This window comes from Rhodococcus yunnanensis NBRC 103083 (genome assembly GCF_001895005.1).
Lineage (GTDB): Bacteria > Actinomycetota > Actinomycetes > Mycobacteriales > Mycobacteriaceae > Rhodococcoides > Rhodococcoides yunnanense.
In genome coordinates, this window is the sequence record NZ_BCXH01000018.1 from 52,071 (window position 1) to 65,806 (window position 13,736).

Sequence of the window (13,736 nt, forward strand, 5' to 3'; positions counted from 1 at the left end):
GCCGCAGGGGAATCGCTGGATTACGGTGTGCATATGTCGAGTGAGACCGAACAGGAGCCGTTGGATGCGTCCGTGGCGACGGAAATCCAGCCACGTCAGCTGATCGTCACGATCTTCGGTCTGTACGCGCGCGCCGAGAGCAACTGGCTGTCGGTGGCGTCGGTGGTGAAGTTGATGGCAGAACTCGACATCGACGGGCCGGCCGTTCGATCGTCGATTTCCCGGCTGAAGCGTCGGGATGTGTTGCTCAGCAGTCGATTCGACGGTGCAGCCGGCTATTCGCTGTCTCAGCGAAGCCTGGATGTGGTGAACGAGGGCGACACTCGCATCTTCGACAGGCGCCGAGCCACCCTCGACGACGGATGGCTTCTCGTGGTCTTCTCGGTGCCCGAATCCGAGCGAGAAAAGCGGCATTCGCTTCGGAGCGCACTGACGACCCTCGGATTCGGGACGGCCGCCCCCGGCGTCTGGATCGCTCCGGGGAATCTCGAGCGCGAGACCCGCGACACACTCGACAAGCGGACGTTGTCCGCGTACGTCGACATCTTTCGGTCCGAACATCTCGCATACGGCGACCTACGGTCCAAGGTGCGCTCGTGGTGGAACCTCAACGAGTTGTCGGAGCTGTACGGCGATTTCGTGCGGCGATACCGCAGTGTGTCGTCGGCTCTCGACGCCAACGGTGTCACGGCCTCGGTCGCGTTCGAGCAGTACGTGCCGATGTTGACCGAATGGCGACGGCTTCCCTACCTCGATCCTGGCCTACCGCTGACGTTGCTGCCTCAGGGGTGGACCGGGGTCACGGCCGAAGCGTTGTTCGCGGACCTGAACAGCCGATTGAGCGGTCCGGCCCGTGAACATGCGCTGTCGGTCATTCATCGGTGATCGATCGAATTCAGAGGTGGGCGACTGCCTGAATCTCGATCAATGCCTCGGGCTGCCACAGTGACGTGACCCCGATGCCCGCCATCGCGGGATATTCCGTCCCCGCGAGCTCGCGCCAGATCTTGCCGATCTCACGTCCGTTCGCCTGGTAATCGGGGATATCGAGTAGGTAGATCGTGACGTCGACGAGGTTCTGCGGTGACCCGCCTGCGGCCTCGAGAGCGGTGAGCAGGTTGGTCATCGCCTGACGGAACTGCGTGAGAATTCCTCCCTCGACGATGTGGCCCGATGCGTCCAAGGCGGTCTGTCCCGCCAGATAGACGACGTTGTCCGCGCGGACCGCATGGGAGAACCCGGACGGCTTTCCGAGGGTGGACGGGTTGATTCGCTCGATGGCCATGTGCGCCGGAGTCCCTTCGGTCGATGTTTCCTGACATCTCGAATATATGGTGCTACATTCACCACCGTAATCGAAACGCTACAAAACAGCTACCGGGCGAGCCGATGGGCGCGCTCGACGCGCGTGGCGACCGAGGAGAGGCGATCGATGAAGCTGACAACCGTGCGTACCGGAAACGGTGCCACCAGTGCGGCAGTGCAGCGAGGTGACGTGTGGGAGTTGGTGGCGGCCGATGATGTCGGGGCACTGCTGAACTCGCCTGAGCGGGACGAGATCCTGGCGCGCCCCACGGGATCGTTGCCACTCGGCGCAGCCGACTTCGCCCCAGTGGTGATCGCGCCGCGAAAGATACTGTGCTGCGGGCACAACTACCGGGCTCACATTGCCGAGATGGGCCGAGACGCACCCGAATTCCCGACACTGTTCGCAAAATTCGCCGACACACTCGTCGGAGCCGCCGACGACATAGCGCTCGCACCGAGCGTGAGCGCACTGGACTGGGAAGCCGAGCTCGCTGTGGTCGTCGGATCGACTGTGCGGCATGCCGATCGCGACGAGGCAGCCGCGGCCATCGCCGGTTACACCGTGGCGAACGACATATCGGCGCGGGACTGGCAGAACCGCACTCCACAGTGGTTGCAGGGCAAAGCATTCGACGGGACGACGCCGCTGGGTCCGGTGATGGTGACCCCAGACGAGTTCGATCCGGCCGAGGGCGCACGGATCACCTGCTCGGTCAACGGTGTGCTGCGCCAGAGTGGTTCCACCGACGACCTGGTGTTCGACGCCGCGCACCTGCTCTCGTACATCAGCGAGTTCACCGCGCTGCGTCCCGGCGACATCGTGCTCACCGGTACCCCGAGCGGAGTCGGCGCGGCAGCGACACCGCCGACATTTCTCGGTGCAGGAGACGTCGTGGAAACAGCGGTCGAAGGAATCGGCATGCTGATCAACATCATTGGAAAGGATGCATCATGACCACCGGTACCGACAAGGTTGTCCCGGTTGTGACCCGGAAGGGAAGCGAGGCCGCCGACACCGGCCAGTCGGGCGGGGCGGTGCGGATCTCCGGAGTCGGGGCCTCGCATACCCCTGCCACCAAGATCTGGTTCGGGAAGGTCAGCAACGAACCGGGATACCGGTCGCTGCCGCATCATCACGGCGAAGCCGAGACCGGCGGGTACGTCCTGACCGGAATCGCACGAATCTATTTCGGCGAGAACTACTCCGACTACGTCGACATGGCCGAAGGCGACTTCGTCTTCGTTCCGCCGTTCATGCCGCACGTCGAGGTCAACATGAGCACCACCGACGAGTTGGTGTGGCTGACCGCACGCACGCCCGACAACATCGTCGTCAACCTCCCCGACGTCGACGACTCGATCCTGGAAGGGTACTCACGCCGATGACCACCTCACTCAGTAGCGCCGAACTGTTGAAGTCGCTCGACCTCCGAGCCCGCGACGACTCCTCGTTCATCGCCCGCCATCAGGTGATCCCATCCGGGCGGGCCTACGGCGGGGAAGTGGTCGCGCAGGCAGTCGTGGCAACGATGAACTCCGTCGCGGACGACAGGTCCATCCACTCGTTCCACGGATATTTCCTTCGCCCGGGAGACGTGCACACCGAGACGGTGTGGACCGTCGACCGAGTCCGTGACGGACGCGGCTTCTCGGCGCGGGCAGTGACCGGATCACAGAACGGCAAGTCGATCTTCCAAGGTCAGGCATCGTTCCACGTCGAGGCGTCCGGGGTGGCGCACCACGAGCCCATGCCCGTCGATCTCCCCGAGCCCGAGGATCTTCCGACGGTTGCCGAGGTGCTCGGGGATGCGGATGTCCGCGACGCACGCTACTGGGCAAACGAGCGCAACTTCGACATCAGGCACAGCCCCTCGCCGGTGTACGTCACCGCTGACGGAGAGCGGACCAGGCGTCAGGTCGTGTGGCTCAAGGCCTACGACCGGCTGCCGGACGACCCGAACATCCATCGAGCCACCCTTGCCTACCTGTGCGATTACACGCTGCTCGAGCCGGTGCTGCGCAACAACGGCGTGGCGTGGTCCGACGACGGTCTGATGACGGCGAGCCTGGACCACGCGATGTGGTGGCACAACAACGGCCGCGTCGACGACTGGATCGCACTGGTCCAGGATTCGCCTGCCGCGTCAGGGGGTCTGGGTCTTGCCACCGGACGGATCTATTCGCGTGACGGCCTTCTGCTGGCCAGCGTTGCGCAGGAGGGGCTCGTCGACCTTCCTCGCGGCTAGCGTAATTACGCTTACCGAGCGGCCGCCAGGAAACTGTAATACGCTGGTCGAAACAACCCATCGACTCGAGGACCATCCATGAGCGTCGAATCCAATACTCGGGCGATCGAGAAAGACATCGTCACCGATTTCAGCAAGCGGATGAGCTACGGGTCGTACCTGGATCTGGATACTCTGCTCAGTGCGCAGAATCCCGTCAGCACCCCCGAGCATCACGACGAACTGCTGTTCATCATCCAGCACCAGACGACAGAACTGTGGCTCAAGCTGGTGTTGCACGAAACTCTGGCGGCACGAGGGGCTTTCGACGCCGACGACATCGGGACGGCACTCAAGTGCGTGGCTCGGGTCAAACACATTCAGAAGACACTGACCGAGCAGTGGTCGGTTCTGGCAACCCTGACGCCCACCGAGTACTCGCAGTTCCGTGACTTTCTGGGCAACTCCTCGGGCTTTCAGTCCTATCAGTACCGCGCGGTGGAGTTCGTTCTCGGCAACAAGAACGAGGGCATGTTGGCGGTCTTCGAGTCCGACCCCGCGGCGCATCGGCTCCTGTCGGGACTGCTTCACGAACCGAGCCTGTACGACGCTTTCTGGCGATGCCTGGCCCGAAAGGGGTACGAGGTTCCCGATTCGGTACTGCAGCGCGATGTCAGTGCTGCATACACTTTCGACGCCAACCTGATGCCACTGATCAAGTTCGTCTACGAGAACCACACCGAGCACTGGGCCGTCTACGAAGCCTTCGAGGAGTTCGTCGATCTGGAGGAGAATTTTCAGCTCTGGCGATTCCGGCACATGCGTACCGTGATGCGCACGATCGGGATGAAAGCCGGAACAGGGGGGTCGAGTGGTGTCGGGTTCTTGCACAAGGCATTGGAGTTGACCTTCTTTCCTGAATTGCTCGCCGTGCGCACCGAGATCGGACGATGATGACGCACACGCAGTCCCTCGCGCTGGAGAGGTCAGCAGAACTCGACGCGGCAGACCCGCTGCGGTCCTGTCGAGACTTGTTCCTCGGTACCGACGACGACTCCGTCTCCGCCTACCTCGACGGCAATTCGTTGGGTCGGCCGACCAAGGCGAGCGTCGAACGCATCAATGCCTTCATGATCGAGTCATGGGGAGGGCGGCTCATTCGTGGATGGGACGAGCAGTGGTTCGACCTACCCATCACGATCGGCGACGCGTTGGCCGCGGCCGCGCTCGGTGCGGCAGAGGGGCAGACCACGATCGGCGATTCCACGACGGTGTTGCTCTACAAGTTGGCGCGGGGCGCACTTGCGCTGAACCCGGAGCGCACCGAGATCGTACTGGACCGCGACAACTTCCCGACCGACCGATACTTGCTCGAAGCCATTGCAGGAGAGCTGAATCTGACCCTGAGGTGGATCGAGACCGATCGGCGCGGCGGAGTGACAGGTGATCTGCTGGCCGATGCCGTGGGTGAGAACACCGCGCTCGTCGTGCTCAGCCACGTCGCGTACCGGTCGGGATATCTGCTGGATGCAGCCGAGGCGGCTCGAATCACTCACGAGGCAGGCGGACTTCTGCTGCTGGATCTGTGTCACTCGGTGGGTTCGGTTCCGCTCGAACTCGATTCGTGGGGAGTGGATTTCGCGGTCGGATGTACCTACAAGTATCTCAACGGTGGACCGGGCTCTCCCGCTTTCGCGTATGTGCGTCACATCCACCTCGACGAGTTCGTGCAGCCCATCTGGGGATGGATGGGGCGGGCCGAACCGTTCGAGATGGCCCAGGGCTACGTCCCGGCGCAGGGTATTAGGCGGGTCATCAGCGGAACGCCGTCGGTATTCGGAATGATCGCCATGCAGGACACGATCGAGATGATCGCGGAGGTGGGCATCGACGCGGTTCGCGCCAAATCCATCGCACTGACCGAGTACGCCTTGGAACTGGTACGTGAGCTCCTCGTTCCGCTGGGGGTCGCCATCGCCTCACCCGAGGACTCGACCGTGCGAGGCGGGCACGTCACCATCGACCACCCCGATTTCAAGGCGGTCACCGCACGGCTGTGGGAGAAGGGCGTGATACCGGACTATCGCGCGCCGCACGGCATCCGGCTGGGCCTGAGCCCGTTGAGCACGTCGTTCGACGAGGTACGGGTCGGTATTCTGGCTATTCGTGACGACCTTCTCGGCTGACACCGCCGGTGCGATCCTCGACGATTTCGATTCACGTCCGGGTAGCGCGACCTCACTCGTACGCACCGTGCTCGGTGCGTACGTGCGGCCGCTCGGCGGCTGGTTCGCAATAGCCGACTTCGTGGTGTGGATGGATGCCGTCGGGGTACCGCCGGAGAGCACGAGGATCGCGGTCACTCGGTTGAAGAAGAAGGGAATCGTCCGCCCCGGTGTGCGTGACGGACGCGCAGGCTACGACATCACCGAGCAGGCCGACGCCATGTTCTCCCGCGGAGACGGCCGGATCTTCGGTGTCCGGCGGATGGCCGACAGCGATCCCTGGCGGCTGATCTCCTTCACCATTCCGGAATCCCAGCGGGCAGCTCGACACCAGCTGCGACGTCGCCTAACCGGGATCGGTTGCGGGACAGTGTCTCCAGGTCTGTGGATCGCGCCCGAGTACCTCGCGGCAGAGGCCGCCGACATCATCGAGGCGTTGGGTCTGTCGGAGTACGTGACCACGTTCGTGACCTCCGTCCTGTCTCCGCCCGGAACGCTGCGCGACGCCGCGGCGTCGTGGTGGGACCTGGACGGCATCGCCGGTCGACATCGAGAGTTCCTCCACCGGGCCACCACATCGGACAAGGGCGCGGTCGGCGGCAGGGAGGCGTTCGTCAGATTTGTGCCGTTGCTCGACGAGTGGCGCATCGTTCCCTACGTGGATCCGGGCTTGCCGCCGAGCATGACGCCGGCGAACTGGCCGGGAGACCGCGCTGTCGCCGAGTTCGCGGCAGCCCGTGACCGCTACCTGGCACCGAGCAGGCAGTGGGTCGCACAGACGTGACCGGTCCGGTGATGCTTCCTCCGGAATGCGCCGGGTACTAGCTCTTGGTCAACCCACGGAGCAGAAGGTTGCCGATGAACTCGGCGTTCTCCGCTGGTGTGACGTTGCGCCTGGTGAAGCATCGCATCAGCAAAGTGTTGGTGATTCCGGCCGCGAGGTCGACGGGCGATCCGATGAGCGAGAGAGTTCCGTTGTCCTGACCTTGCTGGATCACGGGTCCGATGATCGCCGGGATGTTGAGCGTGCGTTTCACCGAGAGCAGACCCTCGGGCTCGCCGTACGTGTCGTGCGCAACGGCGACCAACAACGCGTCCATGAACGCGCTCTCGTCGGCGGCGAGCTGCGCGCATCGCAGCAGAAAATTATCGATGATCGTGATCTCGTCCAGGCCGATCAACAGGTCGTCGGCGACACTTTCACGCAACGCGTCGACCCTCGAGTGCAACGCGGCGACCAGGACGTGGGGTTTGGTCGGAAACAGCTTCTTCACCGCGGTCCGCGACACACCGGCGTTGTCGGCGATGTCGTCCATGCGTGTCATGAAGTACCCCCGTTTGCCCAGTTCGGTACGAGCTGCAGCGATGATGGCGGCGCGCGGATCAGGGGGAAGCGGCTTGTCGACGACGGGGGATTCGATCGGTCCGACCAGGTCGTCGAGATGTTGATGCAGACCCGACGTGTCGACGACGGCGCCCAACAACGCGAGTAATGCATCTGCGACGAGTGTGGCTGTGACGGAACTGGGGTCGATACGGGCGCGAGTGCGGAAGCCGTCGAGCAGTGCGGTGACGGTGGTGGCGAACGATCGGGCGGTGAACGGGCGTCGCAGTGCGGCATCGCTCCGGATGAACAGGGCTTCGTAGGCGGTGAGGACCAATCGGTCTCGGTGTGCGTACTGATTCTTCATCGCGTAGGGACTGCCGAACACATGCGCGAGAAACTCGGTGGCCGTCGAGGTTCCATCGACCAACGCCGGAAACGCCGTAGTCACCAGAGCGATTACGGTCGGTCCGAGTGAATCCTCGTTCCTCTGCAGCTGGTCACCGACGGTGCGCCGGACCTCGTCCTCGGAACTCGGCTGCGAACCCGAGAGCGCGCCGACGACCGCGTCCACGAAGTCAGCTTTCGTGGCGAACTTTCGGAAGAACGTGGCCTGTGAGGCACCAGCCTGGTTGACGATGTCCTCGCTTCGCAGTCCTCGTTCGAGCACCGCACGAGGGTCGGCGAGCAGGGCGCGAACTCCCGCATCGATGAACTGGTCCGATATTGCATCGTGTCCGGTCAACATCTGCCCCCTGAGTGCGCGCGGAACGCCACTGTATCGACACGATCGACGTGCTCGCAGAGATTCTGAGAGTGGTCGCTGTCACTTGAGTGGCGGGACTCTCAGCGGGCGGAGTGCCTCCGAGACGATCGTGCGATTGCATGGAGTCGGATCGACGACTCGCGTCGACGATTCGTCGTGACCGCCCAAACGACAAGGACACCGATGACCACCGCGATCTCCCTCCCCGACGCCCCCGTTCGCCGGTCCTCGAATCGAACGGATCCAGGTCTGAGTGCTCGCGAGATAGAGGTACTGATCACGTGGATCACGTGCGACACCAAAGACGGTGTCTCCGAGGCGTTGTTCATCGCACCGGGCACGGTCAACACACATCTCAGCCGGATACGCCTCAAATACCAGCAGGCGGGTCGGACGGCGTCGACCAAGGCTGCGTTGCTCGCTCGCGCAGTACAGGATGGCCTGATCAGGCTGGAGGACCTGTGACACCGATAGTTCGGAGTCGGCGCTTACTCCGCACATGGACCACTGCGGGTGAGTAAAATCTCGGTATGTCCAGAAATGAACATCACAGGTTGAACTATGTCGAGTTGTCGGTCACCGATCTGGCCGCTGCGCAGGCGTTCTACTCCGCGGCGTTCGGGTGGGAGTTCACTGCGTACGGACCGACCTACGCCGGAATCAAGGGTGCCGACGGAGACGAAGTCGGCGGTCTCGCGCAGGTGTCCGAGCCTGCAGCCGCGGGCGGGCCGTTGGTTCTGCTGTATTCGGAGGACCTCGACGCCACCGTCGACGCGGTCACAGCCGCCGGGGGAGCTGTGGTGAACGGGCCGTACGAGTTCCCCGGCGGACGACGGCTCCACTTCACCGATCCGAGTGGCAACCAACTCGGGGTGTGGGCGGCGTCCTGACGCTGCGACGCCGCACTACTCGGCGAGAATCGCGTCGATCTGGCCCATTGCCAGACCCATGCCTTCCTGCATGCCCATCTCGATCAGCTTCTGCATCTGTTCGGCGCTGACGAAGTTCGACGTCGTTGTCATGCGCGTGCGCCCGCCGATGTCCTGCAGTGTCACAACCATTTTCGTGATATCGAGATCGTCGATCGGATTCCAGTTGTCGTCGGCAAAGCCGTCGTCGAACGTGAGTCGGTGGGGTGCATCGATGGACGTGATGCGCCACCATCCTCGTGCTTTGTCGCCGTCGGGGCCCGTCATGTAATAGTGAGCCTTGCCGCCTACGACGAACTCGAGCGTGTCGAAGGTTGCAGGCCATGTCGGCGGCCCCCACCAGCGTTCGAGTTTCCGCGGATCCTGCCAGATCTGCCACACTCGCTCGATCTTCGCATCGAACTCGGCAACGATCGTGAAGTTCAAATCCTGCACATTCTTGTCGGTGCTGATGACAGTCATGGTGTGTCTCCCTCTTCCTCGTCTTCGGCGAGAATGTCGGAAATCCGGTCGACGCGTCGCCGCCAGATCGATTCGTACTCGTCGAGCAGTCCGCGTGCGTCCCTGATGCCTTCCACACGAATTCGCACGATCTGCTCCCGTCCACGCCTCTCCTTGGTGACGACGGAGGCGCGTTCGAGAATCGCCACGTGCTTCTGCACGGCGGCGAAACTCATGGAGTAGTGAGCGGCCAGTCCCGAGACCGAGTGTTCGCCGGTGATGACTCGCGACACGATGTCCCGACGCGTCGAATCGGCGAACGCCTGGAAGAGGCGGTCCATGTCGGCGTCAGTACTCTCATCTACAACCATTTGGTTGTACGTTACGACGGGATCGACGGCTCGTCAAGGCTCGGGCTTCGGTCTGCACGCACGCGGGTCAACCACCGAGCGAGTCGATGACCTGCGGGTCTGCGACGTCGGCCAGCGCACTCCACGGAACCGTCACGTCGACGAGTCCGATGGCATGCGGCCCGACCTGATAGTCGCCGAACCGGATGTTCATGCCGCCGGCGCTGGGCGTCCAGTTGGCGAAATTATTCGGCGTGGGTGCAATTCCAGAGGGTTCGAAGCCCGGACCGGCGGCGGTGTCCGGCAGGAGAAGCGCCGATTGCTCCGACAGCCGCTGCAACCCGGCCTGCAGATCGGGAAAGAGGTCCTGCAGTGTCACCGGTTGTGCTGTCGCCGTGTCCACGGTGACCGTTGCGATGACGTATGTCGGATGTGCGCCAGGAGGATTCGCGTCCCACGAGGTATCGAGGACTGCACTGACGACGCCGGGACCGATGTAGGTCGGCCCGGGCCGCGCATCGGACAGGGTGAACCGTTGGTCGCCGAATCCGTCGATCTGATCCTGCAGTGCTGCACGCATCGACTCGTCGAACTCGGCGACGACGCGATCGTCCCCGCCCGTGAGCTGTGGGATGCTCACGTCGTATTCGACGCGGTCGGTGGATCCCACGATGCGAGTGGTTGTGAAGGCATATGTGGCCTGCTGCGGCGTGGTGGCCGTCGGGGTCGACGTGCCGGTGGCGCTAGCGCTGGGGGCCGAGTTGCTGGCCGGGGCGACGTCGTCGGATGCCGTCGGGGTCCCGTCCGTCGAGCAGGCTGCGGCAACCGATACCGCGGCGATGGCCGCGGCGACTCTCCACGTCTTCATGTCCCTCTGCTTACCACCGAACAGCGTCAGCTCTCGGTGAGTTCGGCCAATTGTCGTGTGACCGTACCCCAGCCGTCGTAGAACCCGAGTTCGTCGTGTTTCGCGGCATCGGCGGCGTCCTTGTGCATGACACGTGCGATGTATTCGGTGCCGTCAGGGTGGTCGGCGAAGGTGATGGTCGCGGTGATGAACGGGTTTTCGGCCGGTCGCCACCCGGCGACGAGGGCATTGGTGAACACGATCCGTTCCAGGTGATCCACTGCCAGGAAGCATCCTGCGATGTGGGGCTTGAATTCGCCTCCGTCCTCGCTGATTTCGGTGAGGAACGAGCCGCCGGGCACCAGATCGAGGCTCACGACCTTCGCGCGAGCGGGGGAGGGGACCCACCACTGTTCGAATTGCGCGGGAGTGGTCCACGCTGCCCACACGGCGCTGCGGGGTGCCTTGATGATGCGCGTGATGGTCAGGTCGAGTTCGGCGGTCGGTGTCATCGCGATTCCTCCTGTTGGGTGACGAACTGTTCGAGTCGATCGGTGTGTGCTTCCCAGATTTCCTGCTGCTCGTTCAGCCACTCTTCGACCACCCCGAAAGGCGCCGACTCGAGCGCGCACGTACGCACTCGGCCCTCCTTGTGGGTGCGGATCCAGCCGCCCTGCTCGAGAACGCCGACGTGCTTCATGAACGAGGGCAGCGCCATGTCGAACGGTTCGGCGAGCTCGCTCACGCTTGCCGGTCCCTGCCTCAATCTGCCGAGTACCGCGCGCCGGGTGGGGTCCGAGAGCGCATGAAAGATGCCGTCGAGCTGGTCGGAATGCTGAGCCATAAGGAAAAGTAACATCGGAGAACAGTTAGTACAAGGGCTTAGTATTTTTCGGTGACGCTGGCCGGGATTGCCGGATGCGTCGATACTGGAGTGCATGCTTCCTGTTCTGGACCTGACGCTGGCGCAGACCCACCCGGAGCGGTTTCGAGAGGAGTTGTTGTCGGCGGCGCACGAGTCCGGGTTCTTCTACCTGGTGGGGCACGGTGTCGATTCCTCTCGTATCGCCGAGGTACTCGGTCTTGCGCGGGCCTTCTTCGCGTTGGACGCCGAATCGAAGGACGAGATCTCCCAGCTGAAGAGTCCGCAGTTTCGGGGCTATTCACGGCTGGGCGGCGAGCTGACGAACGGCGCAGTCGATTGGCGAGAGCAGATCGATATCGGCCCGGAGCGCCCGAGCATCGACGGAGCTCAGGGCTACTGGCACCTCCAGGGGCCCAATCTGTGGCCCTCGGCGCTGCCGCAGCTGAGGAGCGCTTTCGAGCACTGGGAACAGGAGTTGTCCGATGTCGGTCTGAGGCTGCTCAGGCACTGGGCGGTAGCGCTCGGAGCCGCCGAGGACATCTTCGACGACGCGTTTGCCCACCATCCCGCCACGCTGATCAAGGTGGTCCGCTATCCCGGTAGTGCCGACAACCCGCAGGGTGTTGGCGCGCACAAGGATTCCGGGGTTCTGACGATGTTGCTCGTCGAACCGCAATCGCACGGACTGCAGGTCGAGCGGATACCAGGCGAATGGATCGACGTACCTCCCGTGGACGGCGCCTTCATCGTCAACATCGGAGAGTTGCTCGAAGTGGCGACGCAGGGTTATCTGCGGGCGACGCGTCACCGAGTGATCGCACCCGATGCGGGTGCGGACCGTGTCTCGATTCCGTTCTTCCTCAACCCTGCTCTCGATGCGGTCATCCCGATCGTGACGCTGCCTGCCGCGTTGGCCGCGAAGTCGCGCGGGGTGGAGACCGACCCGGACAATCCGATCTTCTCGACCTACGGCGAGAATGCATGGAAGTCGCGCACGCGAGCGCACCCGGACGTTGCCGAAATTCACCACGGAATTCCACCGATCGAGCGGCGGTCGAAATACTGATCACTGCTCCGAGTCGTCTGAATCTCCCGAGTCGTCGATCTGTTCACGGCCGCCGGTGATATCGGCAGTGTCGGCGGCGCGCCGGCCGTACGACCATCCGCTGGTGTTCGACATCGACGTCCGGATGGTGGCCAGATCGGGGAAGAGGTCCTCGACCGTGGACGCCACCGCCCGGTCCCGCTGCTCGAACAGTGGCACGAGTGACGAGCCGTAACGCTCGGCGGCACGTCGTTGTGCTCGCTCCCGCGCCTCGACCAAACGTTCGCCGATCCGGCCCGCGTAACCGTAGAGGAACGAACGACGGAAACCTCTGCCCCGCATGGTCGAATCGATTCCGACGCGTTCGAGGTCCTGAGCGGACTGGACGAGGAGCGAGGTGTACAGCAGCTCGCACAGGTCGAGGTCGACGGGCATGCCGACCATCGCTATGAGTCCCAGTTTCCGGTACCGCACGGTCCGAACGCCGTTCGCGCTCGCCACCGCGGACAGTAGTTTCATCTTCGCGTCCACGTAAGGATTGGACACGGTGAGTCTCCTGGTGATCACGACACTGTCGGTGGGCCCGCCCGCCTCGCGGTCGAGGAGCAGCGCGGCATCGATGGAGTACTGCGTCATCAGTTCCTGCGCCTTGGCGGAGAAGGATTCGCTCTCCGCCGGGAACGTGGACGATTCCGCTTTGGCCAGCAACCCTCGAATCTTGTCGAGCAACTTGATGTCACCGGTCCGTGCGCCGGCCGTCGTTGACGAGTCTCCCCATTTCGACGGTGGGGGACCGACCGTCACCACGGTGTGCATCCGGCGTAGCCGAACCAGAAGCCTCAACAAGCCCGTCCAGAAACTGCGCGGATCGAGTCCGCTGGTGGCGCGGAACCGCGTGAGACCAGCACCGGGATCCGCACCGAGACTGTGCAATTGGCCCTTCCAGGCTTCCGGCGCCGTGGACAGCGCACGTGTGCGACGCGAGTGCTCCGCGATGAGCGAGACGCTCATCTGCGCGGTCGACTTGTCGGCGAGGCGCTCCAGCACGTGTACCAGTTCGACCGGTTGCCAGCCGCGTTCGAACACGGTCGCGAGAACGTCGACGGCATATGCGCTGCACTCGGTGGTCAGACGCACTGACGTCATGCGTGATTCGAGCTGGATCATTCTTCCGACGAAGGCGGACAAGGCGCTGTGCGTGGTCAGTGGGTCGGCAGCCAACTGCACTCCCGACGCCATGAGCGTCTCGATGTCGATGCCGTGATGTTGCGTCCGAGCCATGCCGGCTGCGCGTGTTCTGTCGTGGACGTCCATGAAGTTCCCCTCGTCGATGAATCTCTCGACGCCAGTGAGGGGCTGGGTCGGTGTCGGGGGAATTTCTACCAGTGGGCACCGACAGAGTGCCGGACCG

The 13,736-nt window shown here is 63.5% G+C and carries 18 protein-coding genes; 10 read left to right on the forward strand and 8 right to left on the reverse strand.

Translation table 11 applies throughout. The annotated features are described in order from the left end of the window. The first annotated feature begins 33 nt into the window (after window positions 1-33). Window positions 34-885 carry a PaaX family transcriptional regulator gene (locus RY1_RS23515; RefSeq protein ID WP_072806472.1) on the forward strand — a complete coding sequence of 284 codons (852 nt, stop codon included), beginning with the start codon at window positions 34-36 and terminating at the stop codon, window positions 883-885. 10 nt (window positions 886-895) lie between these two features. Here the strand turns inward: RY1_RS23515 and RY1_RS23520 are convergent, their stop codons facing one another. After that, on the reverse strand, window positions 896-1,285 hold the full coding sequence (locus tag RY1_RS23520) for a RidA family protein (protein WP_072806473.1): 390 nt from the start codon (window positions 1,283-1,285) through the stop codon (window positions 896-898). A gap of 147 nt (window positions 1,286-1,432) precedes the next feature. Between RY1_RS23520 and RY1_RS23525 the strand changes: the two genes are divergently transcribed. From RY1_RS23525 to RY1_RS23550, 6 genes are all read left to right on the forward strand, one after another. Beyond that, window positions 1,433-2,263 (forward strand): fumarylacetoacetate hydrolase family protein, encoded by an 831-nt coding sequence (locus RY1_RS23525; RefSeq protein WP_072806539.1) that lies wholly within the window; start codon window positions 1,433-1,435, stop codon window positions 2,261-2,263. Beyond that, window positions 2,260-2,694 (forward strand): cupin domain-containing protein, encoded by a 435-nt coding sequence (locus RY1_RS23530; RefSeq protein WP_072806474.1) that lies wholly within the window; start codon window positions 2,260-2,262, stop codon window positions 2,692-2,694. The genes RY1_RS23525 and RY1_RS23530 overlap by 4 nt, the downstream gene beginning before the upstream one ends. Further along, window positions 2,691-3,554: an acyl-CoA thioesterase gene (locus RY1_RS23535; RefSeq protein ID WP_072806475.1), complete on the forward strand. Its 864-nt coding sequence runs from the start codon at window positions 2,691-2,693 to the stop codon at window positions 3,552-3,554. Before RY1_RS23530 ends, RY1_RS23535 begins: the two co-directional genes overlap by 4 nt. Window positions 3,555-3,632: 78 nt before the next feature. Next, window positions 3,633-4,487: a tryptophan 2,3-dioxygenase gene (locus RY1_RS23540; RefSeq protein ID WP_072806476.1), complete on the forward strand. Its 855-nt coding sequence runs from the start codon at window positions 3,633-3,635 to the stop codon at window positions 4,485-4,487. Next, on the forward strand, window positions 4,487-5,719 hold the full coding sequence (gene kynU / locus RY1_RS23545) for a kynureninase (RefSeq protein WP_139279970.1): 1,233 nt from the start codon (window positions 4,487-4,489) through the stop codon (window positions 5,717-5,719). The genes RY1_RS23540 and kynU overlap by 1 nt, the downstream gene beginning before the upstream one ends. Beyond that, on the forward strand, window positions 5,700-6,542 hold the full coding sequence (locus RY1_RS23550; protein ID WP_072806478.1) for a PaaX family transcriptional regulator: 843 nt from the start codon (window positions 5,700-5,702) through the stop codon (window positions 6,540-6,542). The genes kynU and RY1_RS23550 overlap by 20 nt, the downstream gene beginning before the upstream one ends. Window positions 6,543-6,579: 37 nt before the next feature. Here the strand turns inward: RY1_RS23550 and RY1_RS23555 are convergent, their stop codons facing one another. After that, entirely contained in the window at window positions 6,580-7,830 is a 1,251-nt protein-coding gene (locus tag RY1_RS23555) for a TetR family transcriptional regulator (protein WP_139279966.1), read from the reverse strand. A 201-nt stretch (window positions 7,831-8,031) separates the two neighbouring features. Between RY1_RS23555 and RY1_RS23560 the strand changes: the two genes are divergently transcribed. Together RY1_RS23560 and RY1_RS23565 are read left to right on the forward strand one after the other, a co-directional pair. Then, the gene (locus RY1_RS23560) at window positions 8,032-8,313 is read left to right on the forward strand and encodes a LuxR C-terminal-related transcriptional regulator (RefSeq protein ID WP_072806479.1); all 282 of its coding nucleotides are present in this window, start codon (window positions 8,032-8,034) and stop codon (window positions 8,311-8,313) included. Between the two features lie 65 nt (window positions 8,314-8,378). Next, complete coding sequence (locus tag RY1_RS23565; RefSeq protein WP_072806480.1) at window positions 8,379-8,738, forward strand: VOC family protein; 360 nt, start codon at window positions 8,379-8,381, stop codon at window positions 8,736-8,738. 15 nt (window positions 8,739-8,753) lie between these two features. Here RY1_RS23565 and RY1_RS23570 read toward each other — a convergent pair whose 3' ends face one another. The 5 genes from RY1_RS23570 to RY1_RS23590 all read right to left on the reverse strand — a co-directional run bounded on the left by RY1_RS23570 (window position 8,754) and on the right by RY1_RS23590 (window position 11,259). Beyond that, entirely contained in the window at window positions 8,754-9,239 is a 486-nt protein-coding gene (locus RY1_RS23570) for an SRPBCC family protein (protein ID WP_072806481.1), read from the reverse strand. Then, entirely contained in the window at window positions 9,236-9,589 is a 354-nt protein-coding gene (locus RY1_RS23575; RefSeq protein WP_072806482.1) for an ArsR/SmtB family transcription factor, read from the reverse strand. Before RY1_RS23575 ends, RY1_RS23570 begins: the two co-directional genes overlap by 4 nt. A gap of 67 nt (window positions 9,590-9,656) precedes the next feature. Then, window positions 9,657-10,436, reverse strand: a complete 780-nt coding sequence (locus RY1_RS23580; RefSeq protein ID WP_072806483.1) for an RsiV family protein — start codon at window positions 10,434-10,436, stop codon at window positions 9,657-9,659. A gap of 26 nt (window positions 10,437-10,462) precedes the next feature. Continuing rightward, window positions 10,463-10,927, reverse strand: coding sequence for an SRPBCC family protein (locus RY1_RS23585; protein ID WP_072806484.1), 465 nt, complete (start codon window positions 10,925-10,927; stop codon window positions 10,463-10,465). Further along, window positions 10,924-11,259: an ArsR/SmtB family transcription factor gene (locus RY1_RS23590; protein ID WP_072806485.1), complete on the reverse strand. Its 336-nt coding sequence runs from the start codon at window positions 11,257-11,259 to the stop codon at window positions 10,924-10,926. Before RY1_RS23590 ends, RY1_RS23585 begins: the two co-directional genes overlap by 4 nt. A 94-nt stretch (window positions 11,260-11,353) precedes the next feature. Here RY1_RS23590 and RY1_RS23595 point away from each other — a divergent pair, with 94 nt between their 5' ends. Beyond that, window positions 11,354-12,346 carry an isopenicillin N synthase family dioxygenase gene (locus tag RY1_RS23595; RefSeq protein ID WP_072806486.1) on the forward strand — a complete coding sequence of 331 codons (993 nt, stop codon included), beginning with the start codon at window positions 11,354-11,356 and terminating at the stop codon, window positions 12,344-12,346. Here the strand turns inward: RY1_RS23595 and RY1_RS23600 are convergent, their stop codons facing one another. After that, complete coding sequence (locus RY1_RS23600) at window positions 12,347-13,639, reverse strand: DUF2786 domain-containing protein (RefSeq protein WP_072806487.1); 1,293 nt, start codon at window positions 13,637-13,639, stop codon at window positions 12,347-12,349. Between the last annotated feature and the right edge of the window lie 97 nt (window positions 13,640-13,736).

Coding starts and splice junctions, on each gene's coding strand:
- RY1_RS23515 (WP_072806472.1), top strand. CDS start 34: ATGTCGAGTGAGACCGAACAGGAGCCGTTGGATGCGTCCGTGGCGACG.
- RY1_RS23520 (WP_072806473.1), bottom strand. CDS start 1,285: ATGGCCATCGAGCGAATCAACCCGTCCACCCTCGGAAAGCCGTCCGGG.
- RY1_RS23525 (WP_072806539.1), top strand. CDS start 1,433: ATGAAGCTGACAACCGTGCGTACCGGAAACGGTGCCACCAGTGCGGCA.
- RY1_RS23530 (WP_072806474.1), top strand. CDS start 2,260: ATGACCACCGGTACCGACAAGGTTGTCCCGGTTGTGACCCGGAAGGGA.
- RY1_RS23535 (WP_072806475.1), top strand. CDS start 2,691: ATGACCACCTCACTCAGTAGCGCCGAACTGTTGAAGTCGCTCGACCTC.
- RY1_RS23540 (WP_072806476.1), top strand. CDS start 3,633: ATGAGCGTCGAATCCAATACTCGGGCGATCGAGAAAGACATCGTCACC.
- kynU (WP_139279970.1), top strand. CDS start 4,487: ATGACGCACACGCAGTCCCTCGCGCTGGAGAGGTCAGCAGAACTCGAC.
- RY1_RS23555 (WP_139279966.1), bottom strand. CDS start 7,830: ATGTTGACCGGACACGATGCAATATCGGACCAGTTCATCGATGCGGGA.
- RY1_RS23560 (WP_072806479.1), top strand. CDS start 8,032: ATGACCACCGCGATCTCCCTCCCCGACGCCCCCGTTCGCCGGTCCTCG.
- RY1_RS23565 (WP_072806480.1), top strand. CDS start 8,379: ATGTCCAGAAATGAACATCACAGGTTGAACTATGTCGAGTTGTCGGTC.
- RY1_RS23570 (WP_072806481.1), bottom strand. CDS start 9,239: ATGACTGTCATCAGCACCGACAAGAATGTGCAGGATTTGAACTTCACG.
- RY1_RS23575 (WP_072806482.1), bottom strand. CDS start 9,589: ATGGTTGTAGATGAGAGTACTGACGCCGACATGGACCGCCTCTTCCAG.
- RY1_RS23580 (WP_072806483.1), bottom strand. CDS start 10,436: ATGAAGACGTGGAGAGTCGCCGCGGCCATCGCCGCGGTATCGGTTGCC.
- RY1_RS23585 (WP_072806484.1), bottom strand. CDS start 10,927: ATGACACCGACCGCCGAACTCGACCTGACCATCACGCGCATCATCAAG.
- RY1_RS23590 (WP_072806485.1), bottom strand. CDS start 11,259: ATGGCTCAGCATTCCGACCAGCTCGACGGCATCTTTCATGCGCTCTCG.
- RY1_RS23595 (WP_072806486.1), top strand. CDS start 11,354: ATGCTTCCTGTTCTGGACCTGACGCTGGCGCAGACCCACCCGGAGCGG.
- RY1_RS23600 (WP_072806487.1), bottom strand. CDS start 13,639: ATGGACGTCCACGACAGAACACGCGCAGCCGGCATGGCTCGGACGCAA.